Annotated in this window: 31 protein-coding genes; 15 read left to right on the top strand and 16 right to left on the bottom strand. The window is 64.1% G+C overall.

The features are described 5' to 3' along the window. Nucleotide 1 precedes the first annotated feature (1 nt). The 3 genes from K359_RS0107690 to K359_RS0107680 all read right to left on the bottom strand — a co-directional run bounded on the left by K359_RS0107690 (nucleotide 2) and on the right by K359_RS0107680 (nucleotide 2723). Nucleotides 2-1564 carry an ABC transporter permease/substrate-binding protein gene (locus K359_RS0107690; RefSeq protein WP_029078820.1) on the bottom strand — a complete coding sequence of 521 codons (1563 nt, stop codon included), beginning with the start codon at nucleotides 1562-1564 and terminating at the stop codon, nucleotides 2-4. Next, entirely contained in the window at nucleotides 1561-2349 is a 789-nt protein-coding gene (locus K359_RS0107685; protein ID WP_029078819.1) for an ATP-binding cassette domain-containing protein, read from the bottom strand. The genes K359_RS0107690 and K359_RS0107685 overlap by 4 nt, the downstream gene beginning before the upstream one ends. A 158-nt stretch (nucleotides 2350-2507) precedes the next feature. Continuing rightward, nucleotides 2508-2723, bottom strand: a complete 216-nt coding sequence (locus K359_RS0107680) for a hypothetical protein (protein WP_029078818.1) — start codon at nucleotides 2721-2723, stop codon at nucleotides 2508-2510. Between the two features lie 229 nt (nucleotides 2724-2952). Here K359_RS0107680 and K359_RS0107670 point away from each other — a divergent pair, with 229 nt between their 5' ends. The 4 genes from K359_RS0107670 (at nucleotide 2953) to K359_RS0107655 (ending at nucleotide 5340) form a co-directional block, all read left to right on the top strand. Continuing rightward, the gene (locus tag K359_RS0107670; protein ID WP_029078817.1) at nucleotides 2953-3789 is read left to right on the top strand and encodes a hypothetical protein; all 837 of its coding nucleotides are present in this window, start codon (nucleotides 2953-2955) and stop codon (nucleotides 3787-3789) included. A 118-nt stretch (nucleotides 3790-3907) separates the two neighbouring features. After that, complete coding sequence (locus tag K359_RS0107665) at nucleotides 3908-4618, top strand: hypothetical protein (RefSeq protein WP_245284539.1); 711 nt, start codon at nucleotides 3908-3910, stop codon at nucleotides 4616-4618. 36 nt (nucleotides 4619-4654) lie between these two features. Then, the gene (locus tag K359_RS0107660; RefSeq protein ID WP_029078815.1) at nucleotides 4655-4933 is read left to right on the top strand and encodes a DUF3551 domain-containing protein; all 279 of its coding nucleotides are present in this window, start codon (nucleotides 4655-4657) and stop codon (nucleotides 4931-4933) included. A 119-nt stretch (nucleotides 4934-5052) separates the two neighbouring features. Continuing rightward, on the top strand, nucleotides 5053-5340 hold the full coding sequence (locus K359_RS0107655; RefSeq protein ID WP_029078814.1) for a DUF3551 domain-containing protein: 288 nt from the start codon (nucleotides 5053-5055) through the stop codon (nucleotides 5338-5340). 13 nt (nucleotides 5341-5353) lie between these two features. Here K359_RS0107655 and K359_RS0107650 read toward each other — a convergent pair whose 3' ends face one another. The 7 genes from K359_RS0107650 to K359_RS0107620 are packed head-to-tail and all read right to left on the bottom strand — an operon-like array spanning nucleotide 5354 to nucleotide 11278. After that, entirely contained in the window at nucleotides 5354-6553 is a 1200-nt protein-coding gene (locus K359_RS0107650) for an FAD-dependent monooxygenase (RefSeq protein WP_029078813.1), read from the bottom strand. Between the two features lie 14 nt (nucleotides 6554-6567). Next, a complete protein-coding gene (locus K359_RS0107645) occupies nucleotides 6568-6963 on the bottom strand; it encodes a hypothetical protein (protein ID WP_029078812.1) in 396 nt (131 codons plus the stop codon). A gap of 23 nt (nucleotides 6964-6986) precedes the next feature. Continuing rightward, complete coding sequence (locus K359_RS0107640; RefSeq protein WP_029078811.1) at nucleotides 6987-7181, bottom strand: hypothetical protein; 195 nt, start codon at nucleotides 7179-7181, stop codon at nucleotides 6987-6989. A 27-nt stretch (nucleotides 7182-7208) separates the two neighbouring features. After that, nucleotides 7209-7802, bottom strand: coding sequence for a 3-phenylpropionate/cinnamic acid dioxygenase subunit beta (locus tag K359_RS0107635; RefSeq protein WP_029078810.1), 594 nt, complete (start codon nucleotides 7800-7802; stop codon nucleotides 7209-7211). 31 nt (nucleotides 7803-7833) lie between these two features. Further along, on the bottom strand, nucleotides 7834-8640 hold the full coding sequence (locus tag K359_RS0107630) for an SDR family NAD(P)-dependent oxidoreductase (RefSeq protein WP_029078809.1): 807 nt from the start codon (nucleotides 8638-8640) through the stop codon (nucleotides 7834-7836). Continuing rightward, the gene (locus K359_RS0107625) at nucleotides 8637-9986 is read right to left on the bottom strand and encodes an aromatic ring-hydroxylating dioxygenase subunit alpha (protein ID WP_029078808.1); all 1350 of its coding nucleotides are present in this window, start codon (nucleotides 9984-9986) and stop codon (nucleotides 8637-8639) included. The genes K359_RS0107630 and K359_RS0107625 overlap by 4 nt, the downstream gene beginning before the upstream one ends. A 56-nt stretch (nucleotides 9987-10042) precedes the next feature. Next, nucleotides 10043-11278 (bottom strand): ABC transporter substrate-binding protein, encoded by a 1236-nt coding sequence (locus K359_RS0107620; RefSeq protein ID WP_029078807.1) that lies wholly within the window; start codon nucleotides 11276-11278, stop codon nucleotides 10043-10045. Nucleotides 11279-11407: 129 nt separating this feature from the next. On the opposite strand from K359_RS0107620, the gene K359_RS0107615 reads away from it, so the two are divergent. Then, nucleotides 11408-12217, top strand: a complete 810-nt coding sequence (locus tag K359_RS0107615; protein WP_029078806.1) for an IclR family transcriptional regulator — start codon at nucleotides 11408-11410, stop codon at nucleotides 12215-12217. On the opposite strand, the gene K359_RS0107610 is transcribed toward K359_RS0107615, so the two are convergent. Next, on the bottom strand, nucleotides 12193-13116 hold the full coding sequence (locus K359_RS0107610) for a ketopantoate reductase family protein (protein ID WP_029078805.1): 924 nt from the start codon (nucleotides 13114-13116) through the stop codon (nucleotides 12193-12195). The genes K359_RS0107615 and K359_RS0107610 overlap by 25 nt on opposite strands. Before the next feature lie 180 nt (nucleotides 13117-13296). Between K359_RS0107610 and K359_RS0107605 the strand changes: the two genes are divergently transcribed. Next, a complete protein-coding gene (locus K359_RS0107605) occupies nucleotides 13297-14112 on the top strand; it encodes an ABC transporter ATP-binding protein (RefSeq protein WP_029078804.1) in 816 nt (271 codons plus the stop codon). Beyond that, nucleotides 14112-14897: an ABC transporter permease gene (locus K359_RS0107600; RefSeq protein WP_029078803.1), complete on the top strand. Its 786-nt coding sequence runs from the start codon at nucleotides 14112-14114 to the stop codon at nucleotides 14895-14897. Before K359_RS0107605 ends, K359_RS0107600 begins: the two co-directional genes overlap by 1 nt. A gap of 497 nt (nucleotides 14898-15394) precedes the next feature. Here the strand turns inward: K359_RS0107600 and K359_RS0107590 are convergent, their stop codons facing one another. Together K359_RS0107590 and K359_RS0107585 are read right to left on the bottom strand one after the other, a co-directional pair. Next, nucleotides 15395-15961, bottom strand: coding sequence for a GNAT family N-acetyltransferase (locus tag K359_RS0107590; protein WP_029078801.1), 567 nt, complete (start codon nucleotides 15959-15961; stop codon nucleotides 15395-15397). Between the two features lie 74 nt (nucleotides 15962-16035). Further along, entirely contained in the window at nucleotides 16036-16908 is an 873-nt protein-coding gene (locus K359_RS0107585) for a helix-turn-helix transcriptional regulator (protein ID WP_051346050.1), read from the bottom strand. Nucleotides 16909-17000: 92 nt separating this feature from the next. Here K359_RS0107585 and K359_RS0107580 point away from each other — a divergent pair, with 92 nt between their 5' ends. Continuing rightward, complete coding sequence (locus tag K359_RS0107580) at nucleotides 17001-17900, top strand: SDR family oxidoreductase (protein ID WP_029078799.1); 900 nt, start codon at nucleotides 17001-17003, stop codon at nucleotides 17898-17900. 75 nt (nucleotides 17901-17975) lie between these two features. Here K359_RS0107580 and K359_RS0107575 read toward each other — a convergent pair whose 3' ends face one another. Together K359_RS0107575 and K359_RS0107570 are read right to left on the bottom strand one after the other, a co-directional pair. Next, nucleotides 17976-19301: a 4Fe-4S binding protein gene (locus tag K359_RS0107575; RefSeq protein ID WP_029078798.1), complete on the bottom strand. Its 1326-nt coding sequence runs from the start codon at nucleotides 19299-19301 to the stop codon at nucleotides 17976-17978. Between the two features lie 216 nt (nucleotides 19302-19517). Further along, entirely contained in the window at nucleotides 19518-19967 is a 450-nt protein-coding gene (locus K359_RS0107570) for a cupin domain-containing protein (RefSeq protein ID WP_029078797.1), read from the bottom strand. 179 nt (nucleotides 19968-20146) lie between these two features. On the opposite strand from K359_RS0107570, the gene K359_RS0107565 reads away from it, so the two are divergent. The 4 genes from K359_RS0107565 (at nucleotide 20147) to K359_RS0107550 (ending at nucleotide 23879) form a co-directional block, all read left to right on the top strand. After that, complete coding sequence (locus K359_RS0107565; RefSeq protein ID WP_029078796.1) at nucleotides 20147-21172, top strand: ABC transporter substrate-binding protein; 1026 nt, start codon at nucleotides 20147-20149, stop codon at nucleotides 21170-21172. Between the two features lie 17 nt (nucleotides 21173-21189). Then, complete coding sequence (locus K359_RS0107560; protein WP_029078795.1) at nucleotides 21190-21891, top strand: NUDIX hydrolase; 702 nt, start codon at nucleotides 21190-21192, stop codon at nucleotides 21889-21891. A 310-nt stretch (nucleotides 21892-22201) separates the two neighbouring features. After that, nucleotides 22202-23395, top strand: coding sequence for a cupin domain-containing protein (locus K359_RS0107555; protein WP_029078794.1), 1194 nt, complete (start codon nucleotides 22202-22204; stop codon nucleotides 23393-23395). A 133-nt stretch (nucleotides 23396-23528) separates the two neighbouring features. Next, entirely contained in the window at nucleotides 23529-23879 is a 351-nt protein-coding gene (locus tag K359_RS0107550; protein WP_029078793.1) for a potassium channel family protein, read from the top strand. 227 nt (nucleotides 23880-24106) lie between these two features. On the opposite strand, the gene K359_RS57155 is transcribed toward K359_RS0107550, so the two are convergent. Further along, a complete protein-coding gene (locus K359_RS57155; protein WP_029078792.1) occupies nucleotides 24107-24658 on the bottom strand; it encodes a TetR family transcriptional regulator in 552 nt (183 codons plus the stop codon). Between the two features lie 72 nt (nucleotides 24659-24730). Between K359_RS57155 and K359_RS0107540 the strand changes: the two genes are divergently transcribed. The 3 genes from K359_RS0107540 to K359_RS0107530 all read left to right on the top strand — a co-directional run bounded on the left by K359_RS0107540 (nucleotide 24731) and on the right by K359_RS0107530 (nucleotide 26624). Then, the gene (locus K359_RS0107540; protein WP_084518317.1) at nucleotides 24731-24967 is read left to right on the top strand and encodes a DUF2798 domain-containing protein; all 237 of its coding nucleotides are present in this window, start codon (nucleotides 24731-24733) and stop codon (nucleotides 24965-24967) included. A 73-nt stretch (nucleotides 24968-25040) separates the two neighbouring features. Next, nucleotides 25041-25958, top strand: a complete 918-nt coding sequence (locus K359_RS0107535; protein WP_029078790.1) for an SDR family NAD(P)-dependent oxidoreductase — start codon at nucleotides 25041-25043, stop codon at nucleotides 25956-25958. Between the two features lie 210 nt (nucleotides 25959-26168). Further along, nucleotides 26169-26624 carry a hypothetical protein gene (locus tag K359_RS0107530; RefSeq protein WP_029078789.1) on the top strand — a complete coding sequence of 152 codons (456 nt, stop codon included), beginning with the start codon at nucleotides 26169-26171 and terminating at the stop codon, nucleotides 26622-26624. Nucleotides 26625-26746: the final 122 nt, after the last annotated feature.

Raw genomic sequence — 26746 nt, 5'->3', positions numbered from 1 at the left:
CCTACGATTTTCCCCCGACCTTCTCCCACAGCCAGCGCGCCACGACGTCGGGCGACGATGATGCGTCATTGCCCGACGCGCGCAGGTTGGCCTCGCGCATCTCGGCGATGCCGATCTTGCCGAGCAGCGGCCGCAGCGCGGCCTTGAAGGCCTCGTCGTCGCGCCGCTTTGGCGACAGCAGCACGATCGCGTCATAGGGCGGGATGGCGTGCCTGTCGTCCGCGAGCGTGACCAGGTCGTATTTCGCGATCAGCCCGTCGCTGGTGTAGCCGGCGATGACGTCGACCTCGCCGGAGGCGACGGCGGCGTACATGAAATCCGGCTGCATCTGGCGCTGGGCGCGGAACGTCAGGCCGTAGGCCTTCTGGATGCCGGCCCATTCCGGCCGCGAGAAGAATTCATAGTCGCCGGCGATCGACATCGTCGGGGCGCGCGACGCCAGATCGGCGATCGAATGGATGCCGAGCTGGTCGGCGCGCTTCCTCGGCATCACCAGCGCATAGGCATTCTCGAAGCCGAGCTCGCCGAACAGCGTGATGTCCTGCTTCGCCAGCGTCGTCTTGAGCTCGCCCAGCAGCTCGGCGCGCGGCTTGATATCGGTGTGGTGGAACTGGTTGGCCCACAGCGTGCCGGAATAGTCGATGTAGACATCGATATCCCCCGATGCGAGCGCGTCGAAGATCACGTTGGAGCCGAGACCGGCGCGGGTCGTGGCCGAAAGGCCGGCCGCCTGCAGCCGCTGCGCGATCAATGCCGACAGCACATATTGCTCGGTGAAGGTCTTGGCGCCGACGACGTAGCGCGCCTGCGGACGCGCGATCGCCGGAACCAGCGTTGCCGCGATCAGGGCGGCGATGCCGAGCCCGCCGAGCGCGGTCCGGATCCGGCTGCGGTTGCGCAGGCCGTTCTCGATCAGCGCCAGCAACTGGTCGACGACCAGCGCGAGCACGGCGGCGGCGAAGCAGCCGAACAGCACGAACACCCAGTTCTGGGTCTGCAGGCCGGCGAAGATGTAATTGCCGAGGCTGGTCTGGCCGATTGGCGTCGACAGTGTCGCGGTGCCGATCACCCACACCGCCGCGGTGCGGATGCCTGCCATCATCACCGGCAGAGCCAGCGGCAGCTCGACCATGGTGAGCGATTGCCCCGGCGTCATGCCGACGCCCTGGGCGGCCTCCAGCACCGCGGGATCGACGCCCGACAGTCCGGTGATGGTGTTGCGCAACACCGGCAGCATCGAATAGAGCGCCAGCGCCAGCACGGCGGGCAGGAAGCCGAAGGCGGAAAAGCTGAAGCCGAGCCACGCCGCCGTCAGCGCGGCGAGCGCCAGCAGCAACGGATAGAACAGCGCGAGCAGAGCGAGGCCGGGTACGGTCTGCACGATGCTGGCAAGCCCGAGCAGCGCGGTGCGCAGCACCGGCCGGTTGCGGGCCACGATCGCGAGCGGCAGGCTGATCAGAAGTCCGAGCGCCAGCGCGGCGACGCTGACCCGCACATGATTGCCGAGATAATCGGGCAGGTGGGCAAGCGCCTCGCTCCAGCGCGGATCGGTTGACAGGCTCATGCCGCGCCGTCCCGCGGCAGCAATGCGCCCAGCCGCTCGGCCTGTCGCCGCGGCGTGCGCATGAGTTCGCCGACATAGCCGTCGGTACTGGCCGTGAGCTCAGCCGGCGTGCCCAGCGCAAGCAGCCTGCCGCCACGCATCACCGCGACACGATCGGCAAGCAGCAGCGCCTCGGTCATGTCGTGGGTGATCATGACCGTGGTCAGGCCGAGCTCGCGGTGCAGGGTTCGATAGTCGTCGCCGAGCGCGTCGCGGGTCAGCGGATCGAGCGCGCCGAACGGCTCGTCCATCAGCACGATGCGCGGCTTCGCAGCCAGCGCACGCGCGACGCCGACGCGTTGCCGCTGGCCGCCGGAAAGCTCGTGCGGCAGACGGTCGCGATATTGTGAGCGGTCGAGCCGCACGAGGTCGAGCAGTTCGTCGATCCGCGCCGAGATCTCCGGCTGCGGCCAGCCGAGAAGTTTCGGCGTGATGCCGATATTGCCGGCGACGGTGAGATGCGGAAACAGCCCGCCGCTCTGGAAGACATAGCCGATGCGGCGCCGCAGCAGGATCGGGTCGATGCGACTGACGTCCTCGCCCTCAACGGCGATGTTGCCGCGGTCGGCTTCGATCAGCCGGTTGGCGAGCCGGAGCAGCGTCGTCTTGCCGGAGCCCGAGCCGCCGACAACAGCCAGGAATTCGCCCTCGGCCACGTCAAGCGAGACGTCGTCGACCGCCACCACGCGACCATCGTCAAAACTCTTGCCGACATGCGCGTAGGCAATCAGCGGCGTTGCGGGCATTCCAGTGCAACCTCATGTCTCACCATCGTGAACGACAGTGATAGCCCATAAAACGGACTTTGACTTGAGGCGCAGGCGGCTGCGCCGCGTGGTCCCCGCAGGCTTTTCCAGTCGGGCAACTGAAGTGGATCAGCCCCTTCGGGGGCTGTGAGCATACATCACACTTCGTTCTTGGGTACGTATTTGCCCATGATGCACTTATAACTCTGCAGGTGCCATTCGTGATATGGCCCCTTGGCGAGCCAGTCGGCGATGCCGATTTGCGCATGCACTGCGCAGGCTCCCATGGTGATGCCGGATTGGTCACTGGTGGTAACGACCTTTTCCATACAGAGCTGAGAATTGCAGAGGATGGCGACGAGCGTAACGAGCATGATAGCCTTTATCGGTGGGGTTAACCCGGTCTGTACCGACTCATGCAGGGTTCATGCCACTATCAGCAGCCTTGACGCCGCGACCGGCAAGACCGGGAAAGTACGGCTGGAGCGAATCACCGCGTCCGCCAGCGCGTAGCCGCACGCGCGCAGATACGCTATAGTTGCCGCCCAACTACGACGTGAGATCGGGGCCAGCGAGGGACGTTGCGCGGTCGGGGCTGCATCGATGATGACGTTACCTGAGTTGGCGGCAGGTGCTTTGGAGAAGTTTCTCGCAACGCATGTGAGCCGCACCTTTGGAGCTTCGCAGGCGCGCTTCGGCGAATTGCTGCCGGCCGCCGCTCGCATCGCGCTGGAATGCATCGGCAACAGCGATGCGCTCTATCACAATGTCGAACATACGATGCTGGTCACGCTGGCCGGGCACGACATCATCCGCGGCCGCGCGCTGCACACCCACGTCACCGCCGAGGACTACACCCACACGATCATCGCCTGCCTGACCCACGACATCGGTTATGTACGCGGCCTGCTGAAGGGAGATGGGCCGGACGGCTACGTCATCGATGCCTCCGGCAAGAAGGTGGTGCTGCCGCGCGGCTCGTCGGATGCGGGCCTGATGCCGTATCATGTCGACCGCTCCAAGCTGTACGTGCTTGATAGACTCGAGGCCGTGCTTCCGCTCGATCGCGAGCGCGTCGCGCGCAACATCGAGGGGACGCGCTTTCCGGCGCCCGAAGGCCAGCAATATGACGATGAGGCGGCGATCGTCCGGGCGGCCGATTTCATCGGGCAGCTCGGCGATCCCAACTACATCAGGAAGGCCAACGCGCTCTATCACGAGTTCGAGGAAGTCGGCATCAACCGCCAGCTCGGCTATGAATCGCCGGCCGATATCGTCGACCGCTATCCGCAATTTTACTGGAACATGGTTGCGCCGCACATCCAGGGCGCCATCAACTGCCTGAACATGACGGCAAGCGGCCGCCAGTGGATCGCGAACCTCTACAGCAACGTGTTCCGCGCCGAGCGCGAGGTCACGCTGTCCGGCCCGCAGATCTGACGCCAGGGCCGCGGCCTTTCAGCACGGATCGCCCTGTATTCCCCCATCGGTTGCGGGGCGTCCACATTTAGGCCTGCTTCATCGTTGCACAGTCCGTGGAAATCGGCGACCCTGCGCCATGGACTTCTCCAACGACCGTGTTCTCGACCGTTTCAGCATGATCTCCCGTTTCGCTCAACTGATTGCGACTGCCATCGTCTGCTGGCCTGCGCTCGCTGTTGCCGCCGGCCCGGTCTACGACGTCGATCTCTACGCGCTGATGTCGGGCACCTGCCGCAATGTCACCGTCGCGGGCCGCAGCTATAGCTGCAAGGCGGTGGCCTATTTCCACACCCTGCGCGGCCGTTCCGAATTCACCGTGGTGCTCGACGATCCCGCCGACAAGAGCCACATCATCTCGTTCTCCGGCGAGAGCACCGAGCGCACCCAGGACAATCTGTTCGAGCTTGCGGTCGACCGCATGCTGCTGAAGTCGAGCGACCGCCCGCGCGTCGACGGCCTGCCGGTGCCCCTGGTCGAGATGTCGACGGGCTCTTGCCGCCAGGTCGGAAGCTTCATCACGCGGCAGGTGTCCACCATCACCTGCGCCGCCACCGACCAGAACGGCAAGAAGTACGAACTGAGCTTCGAGTCGGATGGTTCGCCAATGACGCTGCGCCGGTTGCGGCAATCAACGCTGCCGTCGGAACGGCAACGGGCGCGCCAGATCGCGCAGCTCGAATGCCGTCTCAAGGCGCGCGCCGCGCAAGTGCTGCCGCGGGACACGACGGCCTTCATGATCCGCTGTCTCGGCGAAGACGACAGCAAGCCGGCAGACGGCCAGCGATAATGCCCGGCGCTCCGGATCAGGCGTGAGGAGAACGCGATGCGCATGAAATTCACCATCGCCGCAGCCCTTGTCACCGCGGTCGTTGGCGTGTGCATCGCCGGGCCAGCCGCCGCACAAAGGTACGATCCGAACTATCCGGTGTGCATGGAAGTCTATGAGGGCAGGATGACGCCCGAGTACATCGATTGCAGCTTCACATCGCTTCCGCAGTGTCAGGCAACGGCCTCCGGGCGATCGGCGACATGCTCGGTCAATCCCTTCTACAAGGGTCCAAAAACAGCGCCGAAGAAGGGGCAACGCCAACGCACGGAGTAGCACGCCCGGGCACTGGCATATTGTTCGCCCGTGCCGGCCCGCATGGCGGACGCTTCGCCGGTGCTGTTGACACACTCCGGCAGTTGCGTGGAAACCTTCCGGACGACAAGGAGAGACCGATGCGCCTGAAACTGTTCGCGATCGCCGCATGTGCGGTCGCCGCTTTTGGTGGTGTGCTTGCCGGACCTGCCGCCGGGCAGGCCTACGATCCGAACTATCCGGTGTGCATGCATGTCTATGGCGGCCGGTTCGGCGGAAACTACATCGATTGCAGCTTCACCTCGATCCCGCAGTGCCAGGCGGGCGCATCGGGCCGTGGCGCGATGTGCTCGGTGAATCCTTTTTTCGCCCCGCAACCGCCCCCGAAGCGCCGGGCGCATCGCGGACGGCATTATCGCGCTTACTGACGCGGGAGCGCCGTCAGACCGGCACGTTTAGCGCGTCGTAGGTGAACAGCCAGTCATAGCGCTCGCGCACCCGGTCCGGCTGCCATTCGCGCGAGACATAGGCATCGGCGCCTTCGGCGTCAGCGAGCGCCGGATTATGGAAGCGCTTGGCATTCTCGGCTGACTTCACCACGATCGTATTGGTCCGCGCGAGCCGCGCGGTCTGGTAGCGCTGCAGCGCCTCTTCGGGAGGGAAGCGTTCGAGGCAGCGCGCCAGCACCATGCCGTCCTCGATCGCCATGTTGGCGCCCTGGGCGAGGAACGGCAGCGTCGGATGCGCGGCGTCGCCGAGCACGCAGGCGCGTCCGACGACGAATCGGTCGAGCGGATCGCGGCCGAGCAGTGCCCATTTGTAGGGTACATCGAGGTTGTCGATGATGCTGTGGATTTCCGGATTCCAACCGGTAAAGGCGCCGCTGCAGGCCTCGCGCGTGCCGCGTTCGGTCCACGACTCCACAGACCAGCTCTCGCCCTCGAAAATGCCGACGAAGTTCAACAGCTCGCCACCGCGCACCGGATAGGTGATGACGTGGCCGCCGGGACCGACCCAGTTGGTGCCGACGTCGCGCCTGAGGCGTGCCGGCAGCCGTGCCATCGGCACCAGGCCGCGCCAGGCGGCGACGCCCGAGAAGAACGGTTTTGTGTTGCCGCCGATCTGCCGGCGGATTTCCGAGTGCACGCCGTCGGCGCCGACCAGCACGCCGCCGCGGTGCTGTTCGCCATTGGCGAGACGCAGCCAGATGCCGTCGCCGTCCTCGTCAAAACCGGCGCAGCGGCTGTCGAGATGCAGCCTGCCAGGCGCGCGTGCGTTGAACGCGTCAACCAGCACGCGGTGAAAGTCGCCGCGATGCACCATCCAGTAGGGCGCGCCATAGATCGCGCGCGAGGAGGCGCCGAGATCGAACAGCTTCCAGGTCCGCCCGGTGCTGAACAGCCTGATCTCCTTGCCGGAGGGCTCGCAGGCGATCGCCTGCATCTCCCGTTCGAGGCCGAGCGCAATCAGGACGCTGGTGCCGTTGGCGCTGAGCTGGACGCCGGCGCCGAGCTCGCGCAGCTCGGACGCCTGCTCGAAAATCTCGACCTCAATGCCTCGCTGCAGCAGCGCCAATCCTGCGACGAGGCCGCCGATCCCGGCGCCGGCAATCAGGACTTTTGGTGTGCGTTGTTCACTCACGCTCTATGCCGCCGTTATCTGCGCGTGATCAGGAAGTCGTCGGTGAATTCGCCGCGCGACAGCTTGACCGGAATCTCGCCCTCGCTGCCGATCTCGACGATTTCCGAGCCGGACTTGTTATCCTCAGGCGTCAGCAGCTCGATGCGCTCGGCGATCCGCTGCGCCTGCCAATCCGTCAGCTTCCAGGCAAAGCGGCCACCGAGATCGCGCATGCCGAATTCGTCGTCGGCCGGGGCCAGCACCAGCGCGTTGCGCGAGACGGCACCGGGAATCCGCTCCGCCACGGCAATGGTTTGCGGGCTCTCGGCAAAGCGCCGCAACAGTTTTGCCAGCGCGGCGAGATCGGCGGCTTCGCCGAGGAACAGGAACAGCGGATGGAAATCGCTCGGCATGTATTCAAAGCGCAGCATGATCGATTATCCGTTGGCCGGAGCTACTCGCTGAGTACCTTGATGACATCCTGGGCGTGGCACAGCTCCACCATGCCGACGTCGCCGGGACGGGCAGGGGAGTCCAGATAGCGCACCTGCAGCCACTGCCCATCGTCCATGTTCTCCACCACCTCGGCGACGACGCCGGCCTCTAACTTGAGCCGCGTCCCGACCTTGATCGCCGTCACGTCAATCATCGCTTCCCTTGCTTTCCTTGGCCTCGCTCAGAAGAACGTGGTGAGATTCTTGGCCAGCAGGATGTTCTGTTCAAGCAATATCTCGCGCCTTGCGATCTTCCAGCCAAGGTCGGTCAGGCGCAGCGTGTCGTTGCGGCGGCCGACGAAGATGTAGGTCTCGTACTCGACGCGGTTCTGGTAGACGAGGAAGCGGCTCGCGACATCGAGCTCGCGCGCCGCATCGATATCCGGCCGCGCGCCCTTGATCTGCACATTGCTGACCATGTGGGTGATCCGCGACAGCGGCTCCTCGGCATAATGCACGCCGGTCAGGATCTGCTCGACCCGCTTGGTCAATGTCCACTTGTCCTCGTCGAACCAGCTGATGCCTTCGCCGCGTCTGGTGTTCTCGCGCGCGGCCTGCTGGCCGAATTTCACATTGCGCCGGATCGGCATGAAATAGCTGATGTCTTCGGTGAGCAGATCGAGCCAGTCGCGGAAGCGCCGGTCATCGAGCAGGTCGGCCTCGCGGTAGTAGAAATCCTCGACATCGGCCTTCAGCCGGTAGTAGGCCGCCGAACGTTCGATCGTGGCGTTCGAAGCCTGCGCTTGTCTGTCCTGATCCTGAACGGTTGTCGTCATCGGTATCTCCTCATCAGGCATCGCTGACTTGTCAGGACGCCGGCTTGGGCGGGATCGGCCCGCCCTGCTGGGCGAAGCAGCCGACATCGATCACGGTGCCGGACAGCGTCTCGGCATCCGGCGACAGCAGGAACGCCACCACATTAGCGATGTCGTCACCGGCGGCGACGCGGCCCGCGGCGGTGCCCGACGCGCCCTTGCCGAAGCGCGCCGCATCGCCGCCGGCACGGCCGAGGCTCATGCCGCTGACGATCCCACCGCCTCCGGGGATGACGGTGTTGACGCGGATGCGCTGGTGGAAGAAGTCGTAGGCCATCGCCGCGCTGAGCGCGACAACGCCGCCCTTGCTCGCGCTGTAGACCGCCATGTTCGGCTTGCCCCAGCCGGCGCCGGATCCGATGTTGACGATCGAGCCGCCGCCTTGCGCGATCATGTGGGGGATCGCGGCGCGGCTGGTCAGATACGGTCCCTTCAGGTTGACAGCGATGATGCGATCGAACAGCGCCTCGTCGGTGTCGAGCACGGTGCCGAGCGGGCCGATCGCCGCGTTGTTGACGACGCCGTCGATGCGGCCGAACCGCGTCATGGCGTGCGCGACCACCCGCGCGACGTCGCGAGTCTGCGACACATCGGCTTCCATCAGTTCGGCCGAGAGGCCCTCGCGATCCAGCTCCTCGCGCAGGGCCGGAATGGCGTTCTGCGCGGTGCTGGAGACCTGCGGCGCCTCGAGGCCGAACGCCACCACTGCATGGCCGCGCCTGGCGAGGCCGAGCGTGATGGCGCGGCCGATGCCGAAGGTGCCGCCGCTGACGAGGACGGTTTTTCGGGGCGCGGTCATTCTGCGGCCTGCCGGTTGCTTGCGGGCGATCCAAGCAGCTCATGCCAATCGCCGCCCTGCATGTAGGTGGTCCAGCGGCGGTAGAAGCCGCGTGCAATCTGCTCGGTGACTTGGGTCGAGACATCGCCGCCGAGCGGATGGTCGCTCGTGTAGGCGCCCATCGATTGCTGATAGTTGAACGGGTAGCGCCGCGCGACCGTGCCGGTGCTCGCGGCGGTGGCATAGAGCCAGTTCTCCATGTCGTCCTGCTCGGTCATGCCGGCCGGGCCGGAGTAGCGCATGTAGTAGTGGCGCAGATAGTCCTTGGCTTCCTGCGGCGCGTCCTTGTCGACCAGGAAGAAGCGCCAGCCTTCGGTCGAGGTCGGGCTGTGCGGATGCCAGGTGCACAATCCGCGCGGCTGGCGGCCGTGATAGGACGTGTTGGGGAAGATCGTGCCGACGAACGGCAGCAGCCGCGCGCCTTCGCCGAGCCGCCGCTTGCGCTCCTCGAAGCAGTGCCGGAAGTATTTTTCCAGGATCGGATTGTCGAGGAAGGACTCGGTATATTCGTTGGCCTCCGGCTGGATCGCGCTGTGCACGCCATGGCCTTCCGGAAAGCTGATCCAGACGTGCTGCGCTTTCTCCAGCTCGTCGTCGCGGCGGCCCTTCTTGCCGGCGGCGGCGCTCGGGCCGATGCCGATCAGGTCGACCGAGCGGTGGCTCGGATTGTGATAGGTGTCGCCGAGGAAATTCTCGGCGGCGAATTTCCAGTTGGCGGGGAACACCCATTTGTGGACGCCGATCACCTCGGAGCCGCCCTCGCGGCCGTCGCGGCAATCGAGCGCCTGGTCGAGATGGATCCTGGCGTCGCCGAGATAGGTGATGAAGTCGGGCGCATCCTTGTCCCAGGTTGCCCAGATCGAGCCCTTGTAGTTGCAGAGCTTCGCCACCGAGACCAGCGAATTGGCCTCGCGGTCGAGCACGCCGTCATAGAGCGTCCGGTGCAGCGGAACGCCTTGCAGCTTGCCGTCGGTGGTGTAGGTCCAGCTGTGATAGGGGCAGGTGAACAGCGACGTGTTGCCCTGCTCGTAGCGGCACACCTTCATGCCGCGGTGCCGGCACGAATTCAGGAAGACGTGGATCTCGCCTTTCTTGTCGCGGCATAGGATGACCGACTCCTCACCCATCCGCGAGGTGTAGAAATCGCCGGGATTGGGCACCAGGCTCTCGTGACCGACCAGGAGCCAGGCGCGGGTGAAGACCTTGTCGAGCTCCTGCCGGTAGATATCGGCGTCCACGAAGATCTCGCGGCTGATGAAGCCACCCTTGACGTCAACAAGCTCTTTGAAATCGTTGCGAAGCGGCATCGGCTTCTCCTTGTCTGGTTTGCGCGACGCTGCGTCGCGGCGAATGATGGTGCGTCCTATTTGTCGAGCTTGCAGCCGCCGGTGCCTTCGGGGCGAAACGCCTTGTCGCCGGGGATGACCGCGATCTTCTGGTAGTAGTCCCAGGGATATTTGCTCTCGTCCGGCTTCTTCACGCGGTAGAGCGAGAGGTCGTAGACGACGCGGCCGTCTTTACGGATGTGCGCGGGGCGGCCGAAGAAATCCACCGGCAGCTTGCGCATCTCGGCATTCACCGCCTTCGCCTCGTCGCTGCCGCCGGCCTCGATCGCCTTCAGGTAATGGCGCACGGCGGCATAGGTCGCCGCCTGCAGCTTGGTCGGCTCGCGCTTCTCGATCGCGATGAAGCGTTTGGCGAAGGCGCGGGTGCCGTCGTCGTCATCCCAGTAATATTGTGATGCGATGTACATGCCCTGCGCGTCGCGCAGGCCGATCGAGTGGACGTCGGAGATGAAGGTCAGCATGCCGACGATGGTCTGGCCGCCCTGTTGCAGGCCGAATTCGTGGGTCTGCTTGACCGCGTTGACGGTGTCGGCGCCGGTGCCGGCCAGCGCCACCACCTTGGCGCCGGAGTTTTGGGCGGCCAGCAGGAAGGACGAGAAGTCGGTGGTGTTGAACGGATAGCGCACTGCGCCGAGCACCTTGCCGCCGGCATCGGTGACAGCACGTGAGGCGTCCTTCACCATCGCGGTGCCGAACGAATAGTCGACCGCGACGAAGAACCATTCCTTGCCGACGCGGCGGCCCAACTCGCCGACCAGGCCGGCCGACAGGGCGTAGGTGTCGTCGGCCCAATGCGTGATGACGGGCGAGCATTTGTCGCCGGTGAGGTCCGAGGTCGCTGCGCCCGAGACCAGGGCAGTCCGGTTGCTCTGCGTCGCGAGCCCGGCGACCGCGAGGCCGACCGAGCTCACCGCAAGGTCGGTCACCGCGTCGACATGCTCGACATCAAACCACTGCCGCGCGATCCCAACCGCGACATCAGGCTTGTTCTGGTGATCGGCCGAGATGATCTCGATCGGCTTGCCCAGCACCTTGTTGTGAAAATCCTCAGCGGCAAGCTTGGCGGCCGTCACCGAACCGGGCCCGCCGAGATCGCGGCCGCTGCCGTAGTCGCCCAGCACCGCAATCCGCACCACGCCATCCGAGATGCCCGAACCGTCGGGCGCGGCCTGCGCCAGCGGCGTCGAGAGCATCAGCGTGGCGATCGTAGCGGCGGCCCATCTGCGCGAGGCGTCTGTCTGAGGCAATTCCAATCCTCCCGTCCACTTCTGCTATGTCCATGTAGTGGACATTATTCTCATAATTTGAGATAGTATCCGCGCGGGCCCATTGGTCAAGCGCGCTGGATGCAGCGCGCCCTGCCAAATTTGCGGATGTGGACGATGGCGAAGAAACCGAAGGCGGAAGCCCAAGGCACGGAACGGGACACCGAGCAGGGCGCGTCAGGCGTCCGGGCAGTCGATCGCGCGATCGCGATCCTGCAATGCTTCACGCCCGATCAGCCGGCGATGAGCGTGATTGATATCCAGAAGCGCGTCGGGCTGAGCCGGCCGACACTCTATCGCCTGCTGCAGACGCTGGCGCAGCGCGACCTGATCCAGGCCGAAGGCGATCCGCAGCGCTTCCGGCTGTCGCACGGCGTGATGAAGCTGTCCCATGTCTGGCTGAAGGGGCTCGAAGTCGTCGCGGTCGCACGTCCGGTTGTCGAAGGCTTGCGCGAGGCCACCGGCGAGACCGCGGCGCTGTTCCGCATGCAGGAGGATCGCGGCATCTGCATCCTCGAATGCGAGAGCCGTCACGTGCTCTCGATCAGCCGCGGCGTCGGCGACAGTTCGAGCCTGACCCGGGGCTCGACCGGCAAAGCGATGCTGGCCTTCATGGACCCGTCGCGGCAGGCCGCACTCCTCGCCACCGTCCCGAAGAGTGCCGACCGTGCGCGGCTGGAGGAAGCCTTGGCATTTGCCCGGCGCAACGGCTATGCGACCAGCCACAGCGAGATCTTCGCCGGCACGGTCGCGGTCTCCGCGCCGTGTTTCGATCACCGCGGCAGCGTCGTCGGCTCGGTCGGTCTCTACGGGCCGAGCGCGCGCATCGACGAGCAGAAGCTGCTGGAATTTTCCAGGCTGGTCCGCGCGGCGGGCCGGCAGATTTCAGTCCTGCTGGGATTTCAGGACGGCGCGCCCATCGCATAGGGCTTCAGCACCGCATAGAGCATGTCGTGCGTCGGCGTCGCCACGCCGAGCTTGCGGCCGAGTTCGACCACCTTGCCGTTCAGCCAGGGCAGTTCGAGCCGGTTGCCGCGCTCGAGGTCGAGCGCCATCGAGGCCTTCATGGCGGGCGGCGCGTGCCCGATGAAGGCGAGCACCTTCTCCAGCGTATCCGGCGGCAGCTTGACGCCGCTGGCGCGGGCGACGGCGATTGTCTCCTCGCAGGCCGACACGAAGAACGGGCGCAAATCGGGATCGTCGCGCAGCCTGCCGATCGGCAGCCGCGTGACCGCGGTCATGCCGGCATTGGTGGCGAGGCCTACGAACTTCATCCAGAGTTCGGTGTTGATCGCTTCGCTCAGCGTCGCATCGAAGCCGGCCTTCAGGCAGAGCTCGAGCAGCGCCTTGCTGCGCGGCGTGATGCGGCCGTCGAGCTCGCCGAAGATCATGCGCATGAAGGTGCCGACCTGGTTGATCACGCCGGGCTTGATGATCGAGGCTGAGATCTGCGCCACGCCGCCCATCACGGCGTTAGGTCCGAGGATCGGGATCAGCCGGTCGGGCGCGTCGATGCCGTTCTGCAGCGGGATCACGGCGGTGTCGGGACCGACCATCGGCTTGATGTGCGCCCCGGCGCTTTCGACGTCCCACAGCTTGACGCAGAACAGTACGATATCGACCGGGCCGACGCTTGCCGGATCGTCGGTCGCCTGGGTCGGGACCAGGTGGGTCTCGCCGCGGCCGCCCTGAACCTTCAGTCCCTCGCTCCGCATCGCGGCCAGATGGGCGCCGCGCGCGATAAAGGTGACGTCAGCGCCGGCATGCGCGAGCGCCGCACCAAAGCCACCGCCGACACCTCCGGCGCCTACCACTGCGATCCGCATGTTTTTCTCCTTGTCCATCGCGTTGGCCCGTAGCCTCGGCGATGTCGGCGCAATGCGCAACCCGTTCTGCCTGAAAACCGCGTGACCGCAGCCTCGTCTGCCTGCGCCATCTTCCTCCGTTGAACTTGTCCGCTCGACCCGCTAAGCCATCCCCGAACGTTTGGGAGGAATGCGGTGGCGATGGCGGAGCCGACGGCAGTCGCGCTTGACGGTGCGACGGTGGCGTTTCGGTTGGCGGATGGACGCGTCTATACCGCGGTCGAGCAGGCCAATCTTGCGGTGGCGCATGGCGAGTTCGTCGCCATTGTCGGTCCGACCGGATGCGGAAAGTCGACGCTGCTCAACGTCACCGCGGGGCTCTTGAAACCAGCCGCTGGATCAGCGCGGATCTTCGACAAGCCACTGGGCGGCCTCAACCGCGACGCCGGCTACCTGTTCCAGGCCGATGCGTTATTCCCCTGGAAGACCGCGATCGACAATGTCGCGATCGGGCTCGAGATCTCCGGCACGCCGCGCCCCGAGGCGCTCGCGCGCGCGCAGAAATGGCTCGTAGCGGTCGGGCTCGGCGCCTTTGCGGGCCGTTATCCGCACATGCTGTCGGGCGGCCAGCGCAAGCGCGTCGCGCTGGCGCAGGTGCTGATCCGCGATCCGAAGATCCTGCTGATGGACGAGCCGTTCGGCCCGCTTGACGCCCAGACCCGGCAGATCATGGGAAATCTGCTGCTGGAATTGTGGAGCGCCGACCGCAAGGCGGTGCTGTTCGTCACCCACGATCTCGAGGAGGCGATCGCGCTGGCCGATCGCGTCGTGATCATGTCGGCAGGTCCTTCCGCACGCATCATCGGCGACTGGCGCATCACGCTGCCGCGGCCGCGCGATATCTCTGAAGTCAGGATGGAGAAGGATTTCCATGCCCTGCACCGCGAGATTTGGGGCGTGCTGAAGGACGAGGTGATGAAGGGCTATGTCCAGTCGACGCAGGCGGGGGCCGCTTGATGTCGCGCGTCACGCTATTGTTCCTGCAGGTTCTGGTCGCCGTCGTCACGCTGGCGCTGTGGCAGTTCTTTGCCACCGTGTCGGTGTTCGGCAAGGTGTTGCTGCCGCCGTTCTTCTTCTCCAATCCGGTCGACGTCTTCACCCAGATTGTAAAATGGTTCTCGAGCGGGGTGATCTGGAAGCATCTCGCGATCACGCTGTGGGAATCGATCCTCGCCTTCGTGATCGGCTCGGCCGGCGGCATCCTGGTCGGCTTCTGGTTCGCGCGGCAGCCGCGCGTCGCCGCGGTGTTCGATCCCTATGTGAAGATGGTCAACGCGCTGCCGCGCGTCGTGCTGGCGCCGATCTTCGCGTTGTGGTTCGGGCTCGGCGTCTCGTCCAAGGTCGCTCTCGGCGTGACGCTCGTGTTCTTCATCGTGTTCTTCAACGTCTATCAGGGCGTCAAGGAAGTGCCGACCACGGTGCTCGACAATGGCCGCATGCTCGGCATGAACGAGCGGCAGCTGATGCGCCACGTCTACTGGCCGTCGGCGCTGTCCTGGATGTTCTCCTCGCTGCACACGTCGGTCGGCTTCGCGGTGGTCGGCGCCGTGGTCGGCGAATATCTCGGCTCCGCGGCTGGCCTCGGCTATCTGATCCAGCAGGCCGAGGGCGTGTTCGACGTCGCCGGCGTGTTCGCCGGCATGTTCGTGCTGTCGGCCTTCGTCATCCTGATCGACATGGCGGTGACGGCGGTGGAGAAGCGGCTTCTGGTTTGGCGGCCGACGGCGGTATCGCGGGACTAACCGTCATTGCAATCAAAGAGGCCGCCAACGAAGGCGGCCTCTACGCGTTCTGAGTCCGAAACCGTCAGGTCTTGTATCCCTGGCTGTGGCACCACCACGAAATGCCGTTGGTATCGTGGCCAAACTTCAGAAAGGATTCCCTACATTCGTTGAAGTTGTGGAAACGTTTGACGCCCTCTGGCCAGCAAACGACCGGCGTAGGATTGGGCCAGCTACTGGAGACGGAGCAGGCTGCTCCCGAGGTTGCCTGCCTAGCGGGGGCGGGTATGTTCTCAGCATTTGCGGGGGCAATCGACAAGATCGCGACAGCTAGGCCCGCGAGGAGTAACGAGGCTTTCATGGCTATCTTCTCCCAAATCCCACCGTTGGGTCGGTGGTGGGGCGACTATACCTGAGGTCGTGTCAGAGCGGTAACTCAATTCGCGTTTCGCTTTGTAAAAGGCAGCGACGATCATGTCCGTTAGCCTGCCGCGTGCGCTTGAAAAGATCTGAGCTACTCATCGGTGCGGCTGCTCGGCCGTGACAGGCCAGTTATTGCGTTTCAAGCGATAGAGCGCCTGTCGCCGGAGCGGGTCTGATTCCTTGACACGCGGATGGTCAAAATCGTCGGCCGGCTTGTGCGACATCCCCAATCTGGACATGACGCGAAGAGAGCGCGTGTTGTGGACGCTCGCATGCGCGACAATCTCGGGTAAACCCAGCTCTCGGAAGCCAAATTCAAGCGCCTTGTGACCTGCCTCGGTGGCGAGCCCCTGTCCCCAAAATGCGCGTGGCAGGCGCCAGCCGATTTCCACAGCAGGCGTGAACTGAGCCGTGAAATTGACAACCAGCAATCCGACCGCGCCAACAAATTCTCCGGAGGAGCTCAGTTCCACGGCCCACATGCAGAACCCATGGATTGATTGATGCTCGATCTGGAAATCAACCCAGGCATCGCTCGACTTTCGTGTCGGGAGGGGGCGCAGATGCTGCATGACGGCGGAGTCCGCTGACATCTCCGCAAATCGAGCCTTATCGGCCTCTTGCCATGTTCGCAACGTCAGTCGGTGCGAGAACAGTCTCATTCAATCGACCCAATGACGGTCGCAATCCAGTTCGAGTCTATCCCGGCGGCACGAGCTTGGCGAGCGCGCGTCGATCACGCGCGCTCGTGCGCTGGCGCGGCGTCCATCAGCCCGCGGATCTTTTCCGTCACCTCCGGGTCGATCGGATTGTAGACGATCATGCTGAGGTCAGGCCGGCCATCAACCGCGAACGCCGAATATTCGAACTTGACCGGCCCCAGGATCGGGTGCCGGAGCTGCTTGATGCCTTCGCCATGGGTTCGCACGTCGTTGTCGCGCCACAGCGCCGCGAATTCGGGGCTCAGCCGGCAGAGCTCATCGACGAACGGTTGCACCTCGGCGGCAGCTCCGGCGCGGGCGGCGTCCACCCTGAAGGCGCCGACGACGAAGCGCGCCACGCTTGCCCAATCGTGCTGCGCGGCGCGGACGCGCGGATCGAGGAACATGAAGCGCAACACGTTGCGCTCGCGCGGCGGCAGCGATCCATAGTCCGTCAGCATCACGGTCGCCGCCCGGTTCCAGGCGACGATGTCCCATGTCGCGGTCCTGATCACGGCGGGGCTCGGCAGCAACGCGTCGAGCACGCGTTGCAGCCGCGGCGTCACACCTTCGCTTCGGTGGTAGCGCACCTCGGGTGTGCGGCCGAGGCCGAGCAGGAACAGATGCTCGCGCTCGACATCGGTCAGCATCAGCGCCCGCGCGATGCGGTCGAGCACGTCGGCCGACGGCGCGCCGCCGCGGCCCTGTTCGAGCCACGTGTACCAGGTCGCTGAGATGTTGGCGCGCTGCGCCACTTCCTCGCGGCGCAGGCCCGGCGTGCGCCGCCGCTCCGGCGGAAAGCCGAACGTCGCAGGATCGAGCTTGCTGCGGCGGTCCTTCAGATAGGCGCCGAGCAGGTTGTCATGCAGCTTCTCATGCAGATTCCCTTGGGTGCGCGGCTCGCTCATCGTGTTAGCCATTATACCATGATAAAGTCACTACTTTACCACGATAGCGCGGTGACCCCAATTTGTCTCCAGCAAAACCTGGAGGCTTGCTGATGCGCGTGTTTGTTACTGGAGCGACCGGCTGGGTCGGCTCGGCCGTCACTGACGATCTGATTGCCGCCGGCCATCAGGTGCTCGGCATGACCCGTTCCGACAAGGGAGCGGAAGCGCTCGCCGCCGCCGGCGCCGAGGTTCACTACGGAACGCTGGAGGATCTCGATAGCCTCAGAAGCGGCGCCGCGCAGGCGGATGCGGTGATCCACTGCGCCTTCAACCACGATTTTTCGAAGTTCGCAGAGAACTCCGAGGATGACCGGCGCGCGATCGAGACGCTCGGCGCCATGCTCGAAGGCTCGAACCGTCCGCTGATCACGACGTCGGGCGTTGCGACCATGGCGCCGGGCCGCGTTGCCACCGAGGAGGACGCGCCGCATCCGCCTTCGCCCGCACTGCCGCGCATGACCGAAGCGGCCACAACAGCGGTGGCGGCGCGCGGTGTGCGCGCCACCGTCATCCGGCTTGCGCCGTCCGTGCATGGCCATGGCGATCACGGCTTCGTGCCGCGCCTCATCGCCATTGCGCGCGAGAAGGGGGTCTCCGGCTATGTCGGCGAAGGGCTCAATCGCTGGCCGGGCGTGCATCGTCTTGATGCGGCCCGGCTCTATCGTCTCGCGCTCGAGCGCGGCGTCGAGGGCGGCCCGTTCCATGCGATCGCCGACGAGGGCGTGCCGTTCAGGGCAATCGCCGAGGTGATCGCGCGGCGCCTGAACATTCCCCTGGTGTCGAAGTCGCCGGAGGAAGCGGTCGCGCATTTCGGCTTTTTGGGCAGGTTCGCCGGTGCCGACGTGCCAGCCTCGAGTGCGCGGACGCGGTCACGGCTCGACTGGCAGCCGCAGCAGCCCGGGCTGATCGCCGACATCGATCATCCCGCGTACTTCGCGCAGGAGGCTTAGCGAAGCGTAACCCGCCGATGCCGCGCAATGAAGATGGTGGGTTACGGCTTCGCCTAACCCACCCTACGCAGCGGCTCAGAGCGGGAAGCACCGCATATAGGCCGCAAACAATGTCTCATCGCTGTGGCTCACCAACTCTGCGGCGATCGCATCGGCAAGCGCAAGGTCGCGGTTTTGCACGCCCAGCCATGCCTTTGTATCGGCGGTGATCAGCAAGCCAGCCTCTCCCACATGCCGTCCCGGCACCACTTTAAGATCCTTGCCCTTGATCGTGACCGTCATATCCAGCGCGCTTGCCCCGGTGAAGCGCAGGTGCGTCACGAGGTCCAGGCCGCGCGCCCTGCCGCGCTGAAATCCGAGCGACAGCGAGAAGATGTAGGCCTGGATGCTGCCGGTATGGCGGCCGGACGTGACATGCTGAACCTTCTTGTGCGGAAAGCGTCGCGTCACCGTGTCCTCGGCGTCGGTATCCGGGATCACATAGACGAACTCATCCTTGTCGATCAGCGGCTGCACGACGTCAGCGAAATGGCCGTCGCGATCGCTGAGGAAAGGTCCGATCACGTTTTCACCGGCCGGACAGGCCGAGATGCAATAGGCCGCTTTGTAGCCCGGCTTGAACGACAGCGATTGCCAGACATTCAGCGTCTCGGTGCGGGGAACGCGGGCGCGATAATCCCTTGCGTCCTTTGCATCCGCGACCTTCTCCACCCACTGCGCGAAGTTGCCGAGAAAGTCGTGATAATTGTGGGTGTGGCAGGACAGGAAATCGAAGCCGCCGTCCGGCTTGATGGCACCGACCGGGCAGGCGGCCACGCACAATTTGCACTCGAGGCAGGGATTGTAGTCGATCGGCTGGTCGTAGGCATCCGCCTCGCATCCGAGCAGGATGGTGCCGAGCAGGACGAAGCTGCCGAATTTCGGATGGATGACGCTGCGGTGGATTCCCATGCGTCCCAAACCGGCTTCGACCGCGATCGGCTTGTGCTGGACCATCATGATCCTGGGCAGGTCCATCTCCATCGGGAAGGCGGCGACCGAGTTGCAGGAGGGGATGCCGTGCTCGTCGAGCGCGCGAACGATCGCGCGTGCGGTCTCGTTGACGTGATCGTAGGTGCTGTGGAATTCCTCGTTGGCGACCGAGCGGGAAGGCGAGCGCACCGGCTCGCGGTTCATGTGGCAGGCGATCGCGAGCAGCGAGCGCGTCCGGCCGTAGACCTTTCGGATGAAGTCGCGTTGCGGCGCGATCGCCGCCCGGTCGAACTCGATGATGCCGACATCGTCGGCGCCGCACTCCCGCGCGATCCGCTTGATGAGTTCCGAAGAAACCGGGACGTCGTGGACGTGCTGGCTGCCGCGAGCGCGCACAGCCCTGACCGTGGGGTGATCGTCCAGGCTCATGGTTCCGGCTCTCTATAAAATGACGATCATCATATTGTTAAGCGGCCGGACCAGAGGCAAGTGAATTATCTGTTGGGGGTCATGTGATGGAACCGGCCTTTTGGCCCGTGACGATCGTCATTGCGAGGAGCGAAGCGACGAAGCAATCCATCGGTCCGCATATAAGGAGAGATGGATTGCTTCGCTTCGCTCGCAATGACGTGAAGAGGGCTGCTGTCAGTCCAACAGCTTGGTATCATCCGGCGCCTGCGGCGGCGTCTTGATCGCGATCGACTTGATGGCGCGGCCGTCCGGCCTGTTGCCGCCATGCGGCGTGCCCTTCGGGATCACGATCAAATCGCCCGGCATCACCGTCACTTCCTTGTCGCCGAGCCAGATCGTGCCGGTGCCTTCGAGCACGAATTGCATCTCGTTGGTGTTGGGGTGCAGGTGCTTCGGCACGTTGCCGTCCTGGATCGAGACAGTGGCGCCGTCGGCCGAGACGAACATCTTGGAGCGGAAGCCGACCTTGTTGGCGTCGCCGAGCTTGTCGCCCTCCATCTCGCCGGTGTGGATGACCTGCGCCGTGATGCTCTCGGCAGCGAGCGCCGGCCGCAGCACATGGGTGACGCCACAGCCGGCGGCGAAGGCGGCGCCGATCGACAGCGCGGTTGCAATCCGATTCATGAAGACCTCCCTTGGTGTTTCCCTTGAACTATTCTTGATGTTTCGCTTGGTGCTTCTTCGGCGTTTCCTTGTATCCGCGATGCTATGCCGCCGCCGCCGGCTTGACCAGTTGTCGGAAAGTCGCCTTCTCAAGCCGCGCCGGCTCCTCTATCTTGCCGGCCGGTCGAACGGAGGACGTCATGAACAAACTGCTTGGCAAGCTTGCCGGAACGCTGCTGGCGCTGACCCTGTCCACGGGCCTTGCCGCGGCGCAAAGCAAGATCACCATCGCGGTCGGGGGCGGCGCCTGCCTGTGCTATCTGCCCACCGTGCTGGCCAAGCAGCTTGGCGAATATGACAAGGCCGGCCTTGCAGTCGAGCTGGTCGACCTCAAGGGCGGTTCGGATGCGCTGAGGGCCGTGCTCGGCGGCAGCGCCGATGTCGTCTCCGGCTATTTCGACCATTGCGTCAATATCGCCGCCAAGAAGCAGGAGATGCAGGCGTTCGTGGTCTATGACCGCTATCCCGGCCTCGTGCTGGTGGTCTCGCCGAAGCACACCGGCGAGATCAGTTCGATCAAGGATCTCGCCGGCAAGAAGGTCGGCGTCAGCGCGCCGGGCTCCTCGACCGACTTCTTCCTGAAATATCTGCTGAAGAAGAACGGCCTCGATCCAGCGGGTACCGCCGTGATCGGCGTCGGCCTCGGCGCGACTGCAGTGGCCGCGATGGAGCAGGGCCAGATCGATGCCGCCGTGATGCTCGATCCCTCCGTCACCGTGCTGCAAGGCAGCCACGCCGACCTCAAGATCCTCAGCGACACCCGCACCCAGCACGACACGCTGGCGGTGTTCGGCGGCGAATATCCCGGCGGCGCGCTCTATTCGACCACCGCCTGGGTCAACGGCCACGAGAAGGAGGTGCAGGCGCTGACCGATGCGATCATGGCGACGCTGGCCTGGATCCATTCGCATTCCGCCGAGGACATCATGGCCAAGATGCCGGAGGAGCTCGTTGGCAAGAACAAGGAGCAATATCTGGCCGCGCTGAAGAACACGATCCCGATGTATTCGGAAACCGGCAAGATGGACCCCAAGGGTGCGGAAGCCGTGCTCGCCGTGTTCAGCGAGGGCTCGCCCGAGGTCGCGAAGGCCGGCATCGACGTCACCAAGACCTACACCAACAAATACGTCGAGCAGGCCAAGAAGACGACCGGAAGCGCGAAGTAAACTACTTGGCGAGTGACATGCAGTCTCCACTCATCTGTCGCGTCACCGCGCTCGACCTCGCATTGCAGCGGCGTCCCTGGCCCTTCGCGGACCAACGGCGCGCCGAGATCGACGCGCATTTCGCCGAGCAGCAGCGGCTGAACCCGAAATTGTGGAACGGCCGCGTCCTGCTCGGGCGCGATCCGGTGTTTGCCGCCGAGCGACTCAGCGCGAGCTATTTCGAGACTGATTTCGCGAGCTTCCTGGCCTGGCGCGACTGGGGCTTTCCGGACAAGGAGATCTTCAACGGTTTTGGCATGGGCGCACTGCTTACGAACGATGGCGCCTTTGTGTGTGGGGTGATGGGCAAGCACACCGCGAATGCCGGCCGGATCTATTTTCCCTCCGGCACGCCCGATCTCGACGATATCAGGGGCGAGACGGTCGACATCGCCGGCAGCGTGATGCGGGAGCTCGAGGAGGAGACCGGCCTCACCGCAGCGGATTGCCAAGCCGATGCCGACTGGCACTGCATCTACACCGGCGTTGCGCTGGCGATGATGCAGATCCTGCGCGTCGACATGCCAGCGGACGCGCTGCGTGAGCGGATCGAGACCAACCTCGCGCGGCAGGAGCACCCCGAGCTTGCCGGCATCCATCTGGTGCGCAGCCGCGCCGATCTCACCGCCGCAATGCCGCGCTTCGTCACCGCGTTCATCGAAACGCAGCTTCCGGCGTAGGCACGTACGCGTAAAGCTCCGCTTCCGAGGGTGAAGCGGTCGTTGCCTGGATCGTCCGTCATTGACGGCTTTTGACCCGACGCTGACACTAGCACCCCTGTACGGTGGTTTTGACCAGTTGTAACATTGCATCAAAAGGAGGCAAGGCATTCGGGGCGCCGGCCCGCGAGCGGTCTAAATATTTCCAGCAACTTACCGCGGTCGCTCGGCAGTGCGACATCAGGTGTCGGGGCAACCTGCCGCAATGAATGGCCCGAGCGGGCGCGTGGTTTCGGTACATCACGATCAACGCCATCATGGAGATATCATCATGTCAAACGTGCAGCGGCGTGACGTTCTTATCGGCTCAGCGCTTGCTGCGGCAGCTGTGGCCGCAGCAAAGCCAGCGCTGGCCGGCGATCCGAGCTTCATGAACAACGTCCCCGATCCGCTTCTCGCGGCCGATGACCTGCCGACCTTCAAGTTCGCCCTGGAGAAATCCGAGGGAAAAGTTATCGGCGAAAGTTACGGCAAGGAGGCGACGGTCAAGCAGCTGCCGATTTCCAAAGGCATCGCTGGGGTCTCCATGCGGCTCGAACCTGGCGCGATGCGCGAGCTTCATTGGCACGCCACAGCAGCCGAATGGGCATTCGTCATCGAGGGCGGCGTTCGCACCACGGTCATCGATCCGCAGGGCCGGGCGGAGACCAACGAATTCGAGCCTGGCGATATCTGGTACTTTCCCCGCGGGCACGGCCACATGCTGCAGTGTCTCGGTAGCCAGGCCTGCCACTTTATTCTCATTTTCGACAACGGGTACTTTTCTGAGTTCGGCACCTTCAGCATCACGGACTGGATCGGCCACGCGCCGAAGACTCTTCTGGCCAAGAACTTCGGCGTGCCCGCGGCGACGTTCGACTCGTTTCCGAAGACGGAGGTCTATTTTGCCCGCGGAGCAATCGCTCCGGCACAGCCGGCCGCCCCGTTGCAAGGCGTAAATCTGCCGCCGCAGACGCACAAATACCGTTTGCTCGCCCAGGAACCGCACGGGGTCTACAAGGGCGGCCGGGAGTGGCGCGTCGATGCCAGTCGGTTCCCGATCTCGACGACCGTGACCGGCGTCATCCTCGATCTCGATCCTGGCGCGTTACGCGAGCTGCACTGGCACCCTAACGCGGACGAGTGGCAATACGTCATCGACGGGCAGGTGTCCGTCACCCTTTTCGGATCCCACGGACGGTTCCGCGTCGAGACGCTGGAGAAAGGCGACGTTGGCTACATTCCGCAGGGCTACGGGCACTCGATCGAAAATATTGGCAATACGCCTGCGCGCATCCTGATCGGGTTCAACGCCGGCACTTACGAGACGATCAATCTGTCGCAGTGGATTGCCGGCAACCCCGCTGACGTGCTCGCCGTCAATTTCGCGCAACCGCCGGAATTATTCGAGAAGTTTCCCAAGCACGACGTGTTTCTCGCGAGCGCCAGCGGCCCTGACAAATCGGCGCGATCAGATGGGCGGTAGTGGGTGAGGGTCCACAGCCAGCAATCGGGACACGGAGCTTCTAACCGCGAAGCGCCCGAACTAAATTTTTGTATCGATCCGTTGATGAGCTGCGCCACTTCTGCAGCGCGGCATTTACGGAGATCGCCCCGACATGAACCGACCAACACCGAAAACGTTGCAGCGGCGTTTTTTCTTGGCGCTTGGTCATGCCATTCACGTGACGTGGCCGGTGTTGTCGGCAATTCTGGCGATTCAGCTTGCCCTGGGCTTGCTGACCGGTTTTGTTGAGGGCTGGTCTCTCGGGGATGCAGTCTATTTTACTTTCATTAACGGCCTTACAATTGGTTACGGTGATCTCGTCCCGAGGCAGACGTTGACGCGCGCACTTGCGATAGGATTTGGCTTTTTCGGGCTCTTTGTCACGGCTCTCATAGCGGCAATTGCGGTCTACGCCATGCACTCAGCGCTCACCAATGCCGGGAACGGAGGCGAGCGATCTTAATATCGATGAGGTGATCAAGTAAGAGTGCTGTTTGCTGCATTGGATGAGTCGGCTCGTGGCCCTTTTCGGAAGCGTAGCGCTTGCTATCGAAAGTCCGGCGTCGGGGGTGAAGCGGACGTCACGGTTGCGCGCTCCGACTTCCGCGTTTGACCCCATTGCGGCCGTGTTCGGAAGCTGGCTTTCAGCGCATCGGGCCAATCGTCTCCGCGGTTCTAAATCGCAATCTGCTATTTCCCCTGCCGCGCGCTTTCGAGCAGCGTCATGCAGGCGTCGAGGCAGGCTGCGGCAATCGTCCGGCCGAGGGGACCCGGCTTCTTGTTCAACAGCCGATGCATCACCACGCCGTGCAGCATCATCATGATCGGATAGGCGATGTGCGCGGCCCTGCTTTCATCGACACCGGCGCGCACGATATGGGTGGTGTATCGTTCGATCTCGCCGGCCTGCGCACCCGTTGTGACGCGTTCCATCCATCCGCGCCCGTAGAGCAATTCATAATCGCGGGGGTGGGTGCTGCCGAACTCGAGATGTCGTACGCAGGTGTCCTGAAAGTCGCGGGATTTTGCGAGGTAGGCCGAGAAGCGCTGAAAGGCCAGCGTGCGCAATGCCGTCAGCAACGCCTCCCGGTCGGCGTAGTAGCTATAAACCGTCGGCGTCGTGGTGGCTGCTTCCGCTGCCACACCGCGGATCGTCACGGCCTCCTCGCCGCCCGACTGCCACAGCGTGTCGGCGGCCTTCAAGATCCTGTGAGGCAGCTCCGGATCGGCAGTTCTCGGCATAGGCCCTCTTGCTTCTACAATGTAAAAGTTATACGTCGTCTAAATAATAAAACCATACCCAGGAGCAAGCAAATGGCCCTTTCCCCGAAACTGATTGGACCCTCGATCTCCTTGATCACCGGCCTGATCACGTCGACCAGCATGTCGTTCATCGGTCTCGCCCTGAACTACGGGTTCCAGCCCGATTTTGCCATGCGCTGGCTGAAGGCCGCGGCAACGAGCTACGTCGTGATCGTCCCGATGTTGATCATCGTCATCCCGCGGATCCAGCGCTTCGTCATGCGGCAGGCCGGATTGCCGACGCGCTGAGGCCGGGTCGCCGCACAACGAGCACCGTCTCTGAGCCACTTCGTCCTTTGAACGTAACCCCGGGGTCAGCAACATGACGACGAAACATATGCACGACAAGCCGATTCTCGTGACCGGAGCGGCCGGCGCTGTGGGCGGCATCGGCCGCAACCTCACCGAATTCCTGCTCAAGAGTGGTCACAAGGTGCGCGCCTTGGTTCGGCGCGAGGACGCGCGCGCCGAAGGCTTGCGGCGGCTCGGCGCAGAGGTCGTCAAGGGCGACCTGACGGACCTCGCCTCGATGCACCGCGCCATCGAAGGTTGCCGGCGTATCTATTTCGGAATGTCTGTCTCGGCGGCCTACCTGGAAGCCACGATCAACACTGCCGCGGTGGCGCGCCACCACGGCGTCGAGGCCGTCGTGAACATGTCGCAGATGACGGTCTCGCAGATGAGCATCAACGAGACCACCGACAGCCCGCAGCACAGGCTGCACTGGCTGGCGGAGCAGGCTCTGGCCTGGTCGGGACTGCCGGTCGTGACGGTGCGGCCGACAGTCTTCCTCGAGGGCTTCTTTCTGATGCTCGCCGCCGCCGGCGTGCGGGCCTCCGACGAGTTGGCGCTTCCGATGGGCGATGGCAAGACCTCGCCGATCTCGGCGGTCGATGTGGCGCGCGCGGTCGCGGCGATCCTCGACGATCCCGCACCGCATATCGGACGAATCTACGATCTGACGGGGCCGGAATCCGCCGATCTGAACCACCATGCGCGTGCGTTCTCCGAGGCGCTCGGCAGGCCCATCCGATATCGCGACGTCCCGCTCGCGGCGTGGAGCGAAGGCCTTCGGCGGGCAGGGTTTCCTGAGCACGTCGTCAGCCATCTCTCGGCCATGACCGAGTTGAACCGGCAGGGGCGTTACGACCGCATGACGGACACCATGTACCAGCTCACCGGAGAAGCACCGGTGAACATGCACGATTTCGTGAAGCTCCATGCCGCCGAATTCAAGTAGCGTGGACCGGCGCTTTGATGCGGCGTCCACCACATACCGCAAGCGGAATCCGACCGTTGGGGCGCCCGGATGGTCCGCTTTGGATCGAGGCCGTGCGATGGCTCGGCCGACCGAAATTCCAGCGCAATAATCTGCCCGCGGTCATGCTCTGTCGTCGGTCTGGCGCAAGGCGTATCGGGGCAATCCGACGCGGGCAGTCCAATGAGACCTATGAGGGAAGGGCAGGCGCTTCTGACACGCTTCGTTCTGCTGCTCTTGTTGAGCGGCTGTGGAGAAGCGGCGGATCAGTTGGCGGAGCAGGAGTGTCGTTCTTTGGATGCCCGGAGTTCGGTACTCAAGGTATTTTCGGACGATCAAAATAACAAGCTGGTGACTTTTACTCTCAAATACTCGAGTTCGCTTGACGCAATGATGAATGCTGCGAAATCGGAAGCTGAAAAATCGACGATTTTGGACGGTGCAAAGAAAAGCGCTGTCTACAGCCTGGATCGCACGATACTCGTGAAGTCAAGGGACAAGGCAACGCGAGAAGTCACGTGCATTGCGATACTGTCTGTCAGCGTTTTGGACACGAGCGCTGAAAAAGAAATAGAGTTCAGAGTGAAGCAAACGGCCGACGGAACGCCGCTCGTTTCAGTCAGTCCTTTTCTTTTCTCAGTGGACTAGTCCCGAAACCCCGAGCGGCCAGACTCTGTATGCGGTCTGGTGCAAGGCGTAGCCGAGCTCTCGGTCCTGAGGCAGTAAATTCTTGCGCGTGATTTTGGTCCGAGCCGAGTCTTTTGCTCGGC

The organism is Bradyrhizobium sp. th-b2, from assembly GCF_000426785.1.
GTDB classification, from domain to species: domain Bacteria; phylum Pseudomonadota; class Alphaproteobacteria; order Rhizobiales; family Xanthobacteraceae; genus Bradyrhizobium; species Bradyrhizobium septentrionale.
This window is presented reverse-complemented; position numbering and strand designations above follow the sequence as displayed.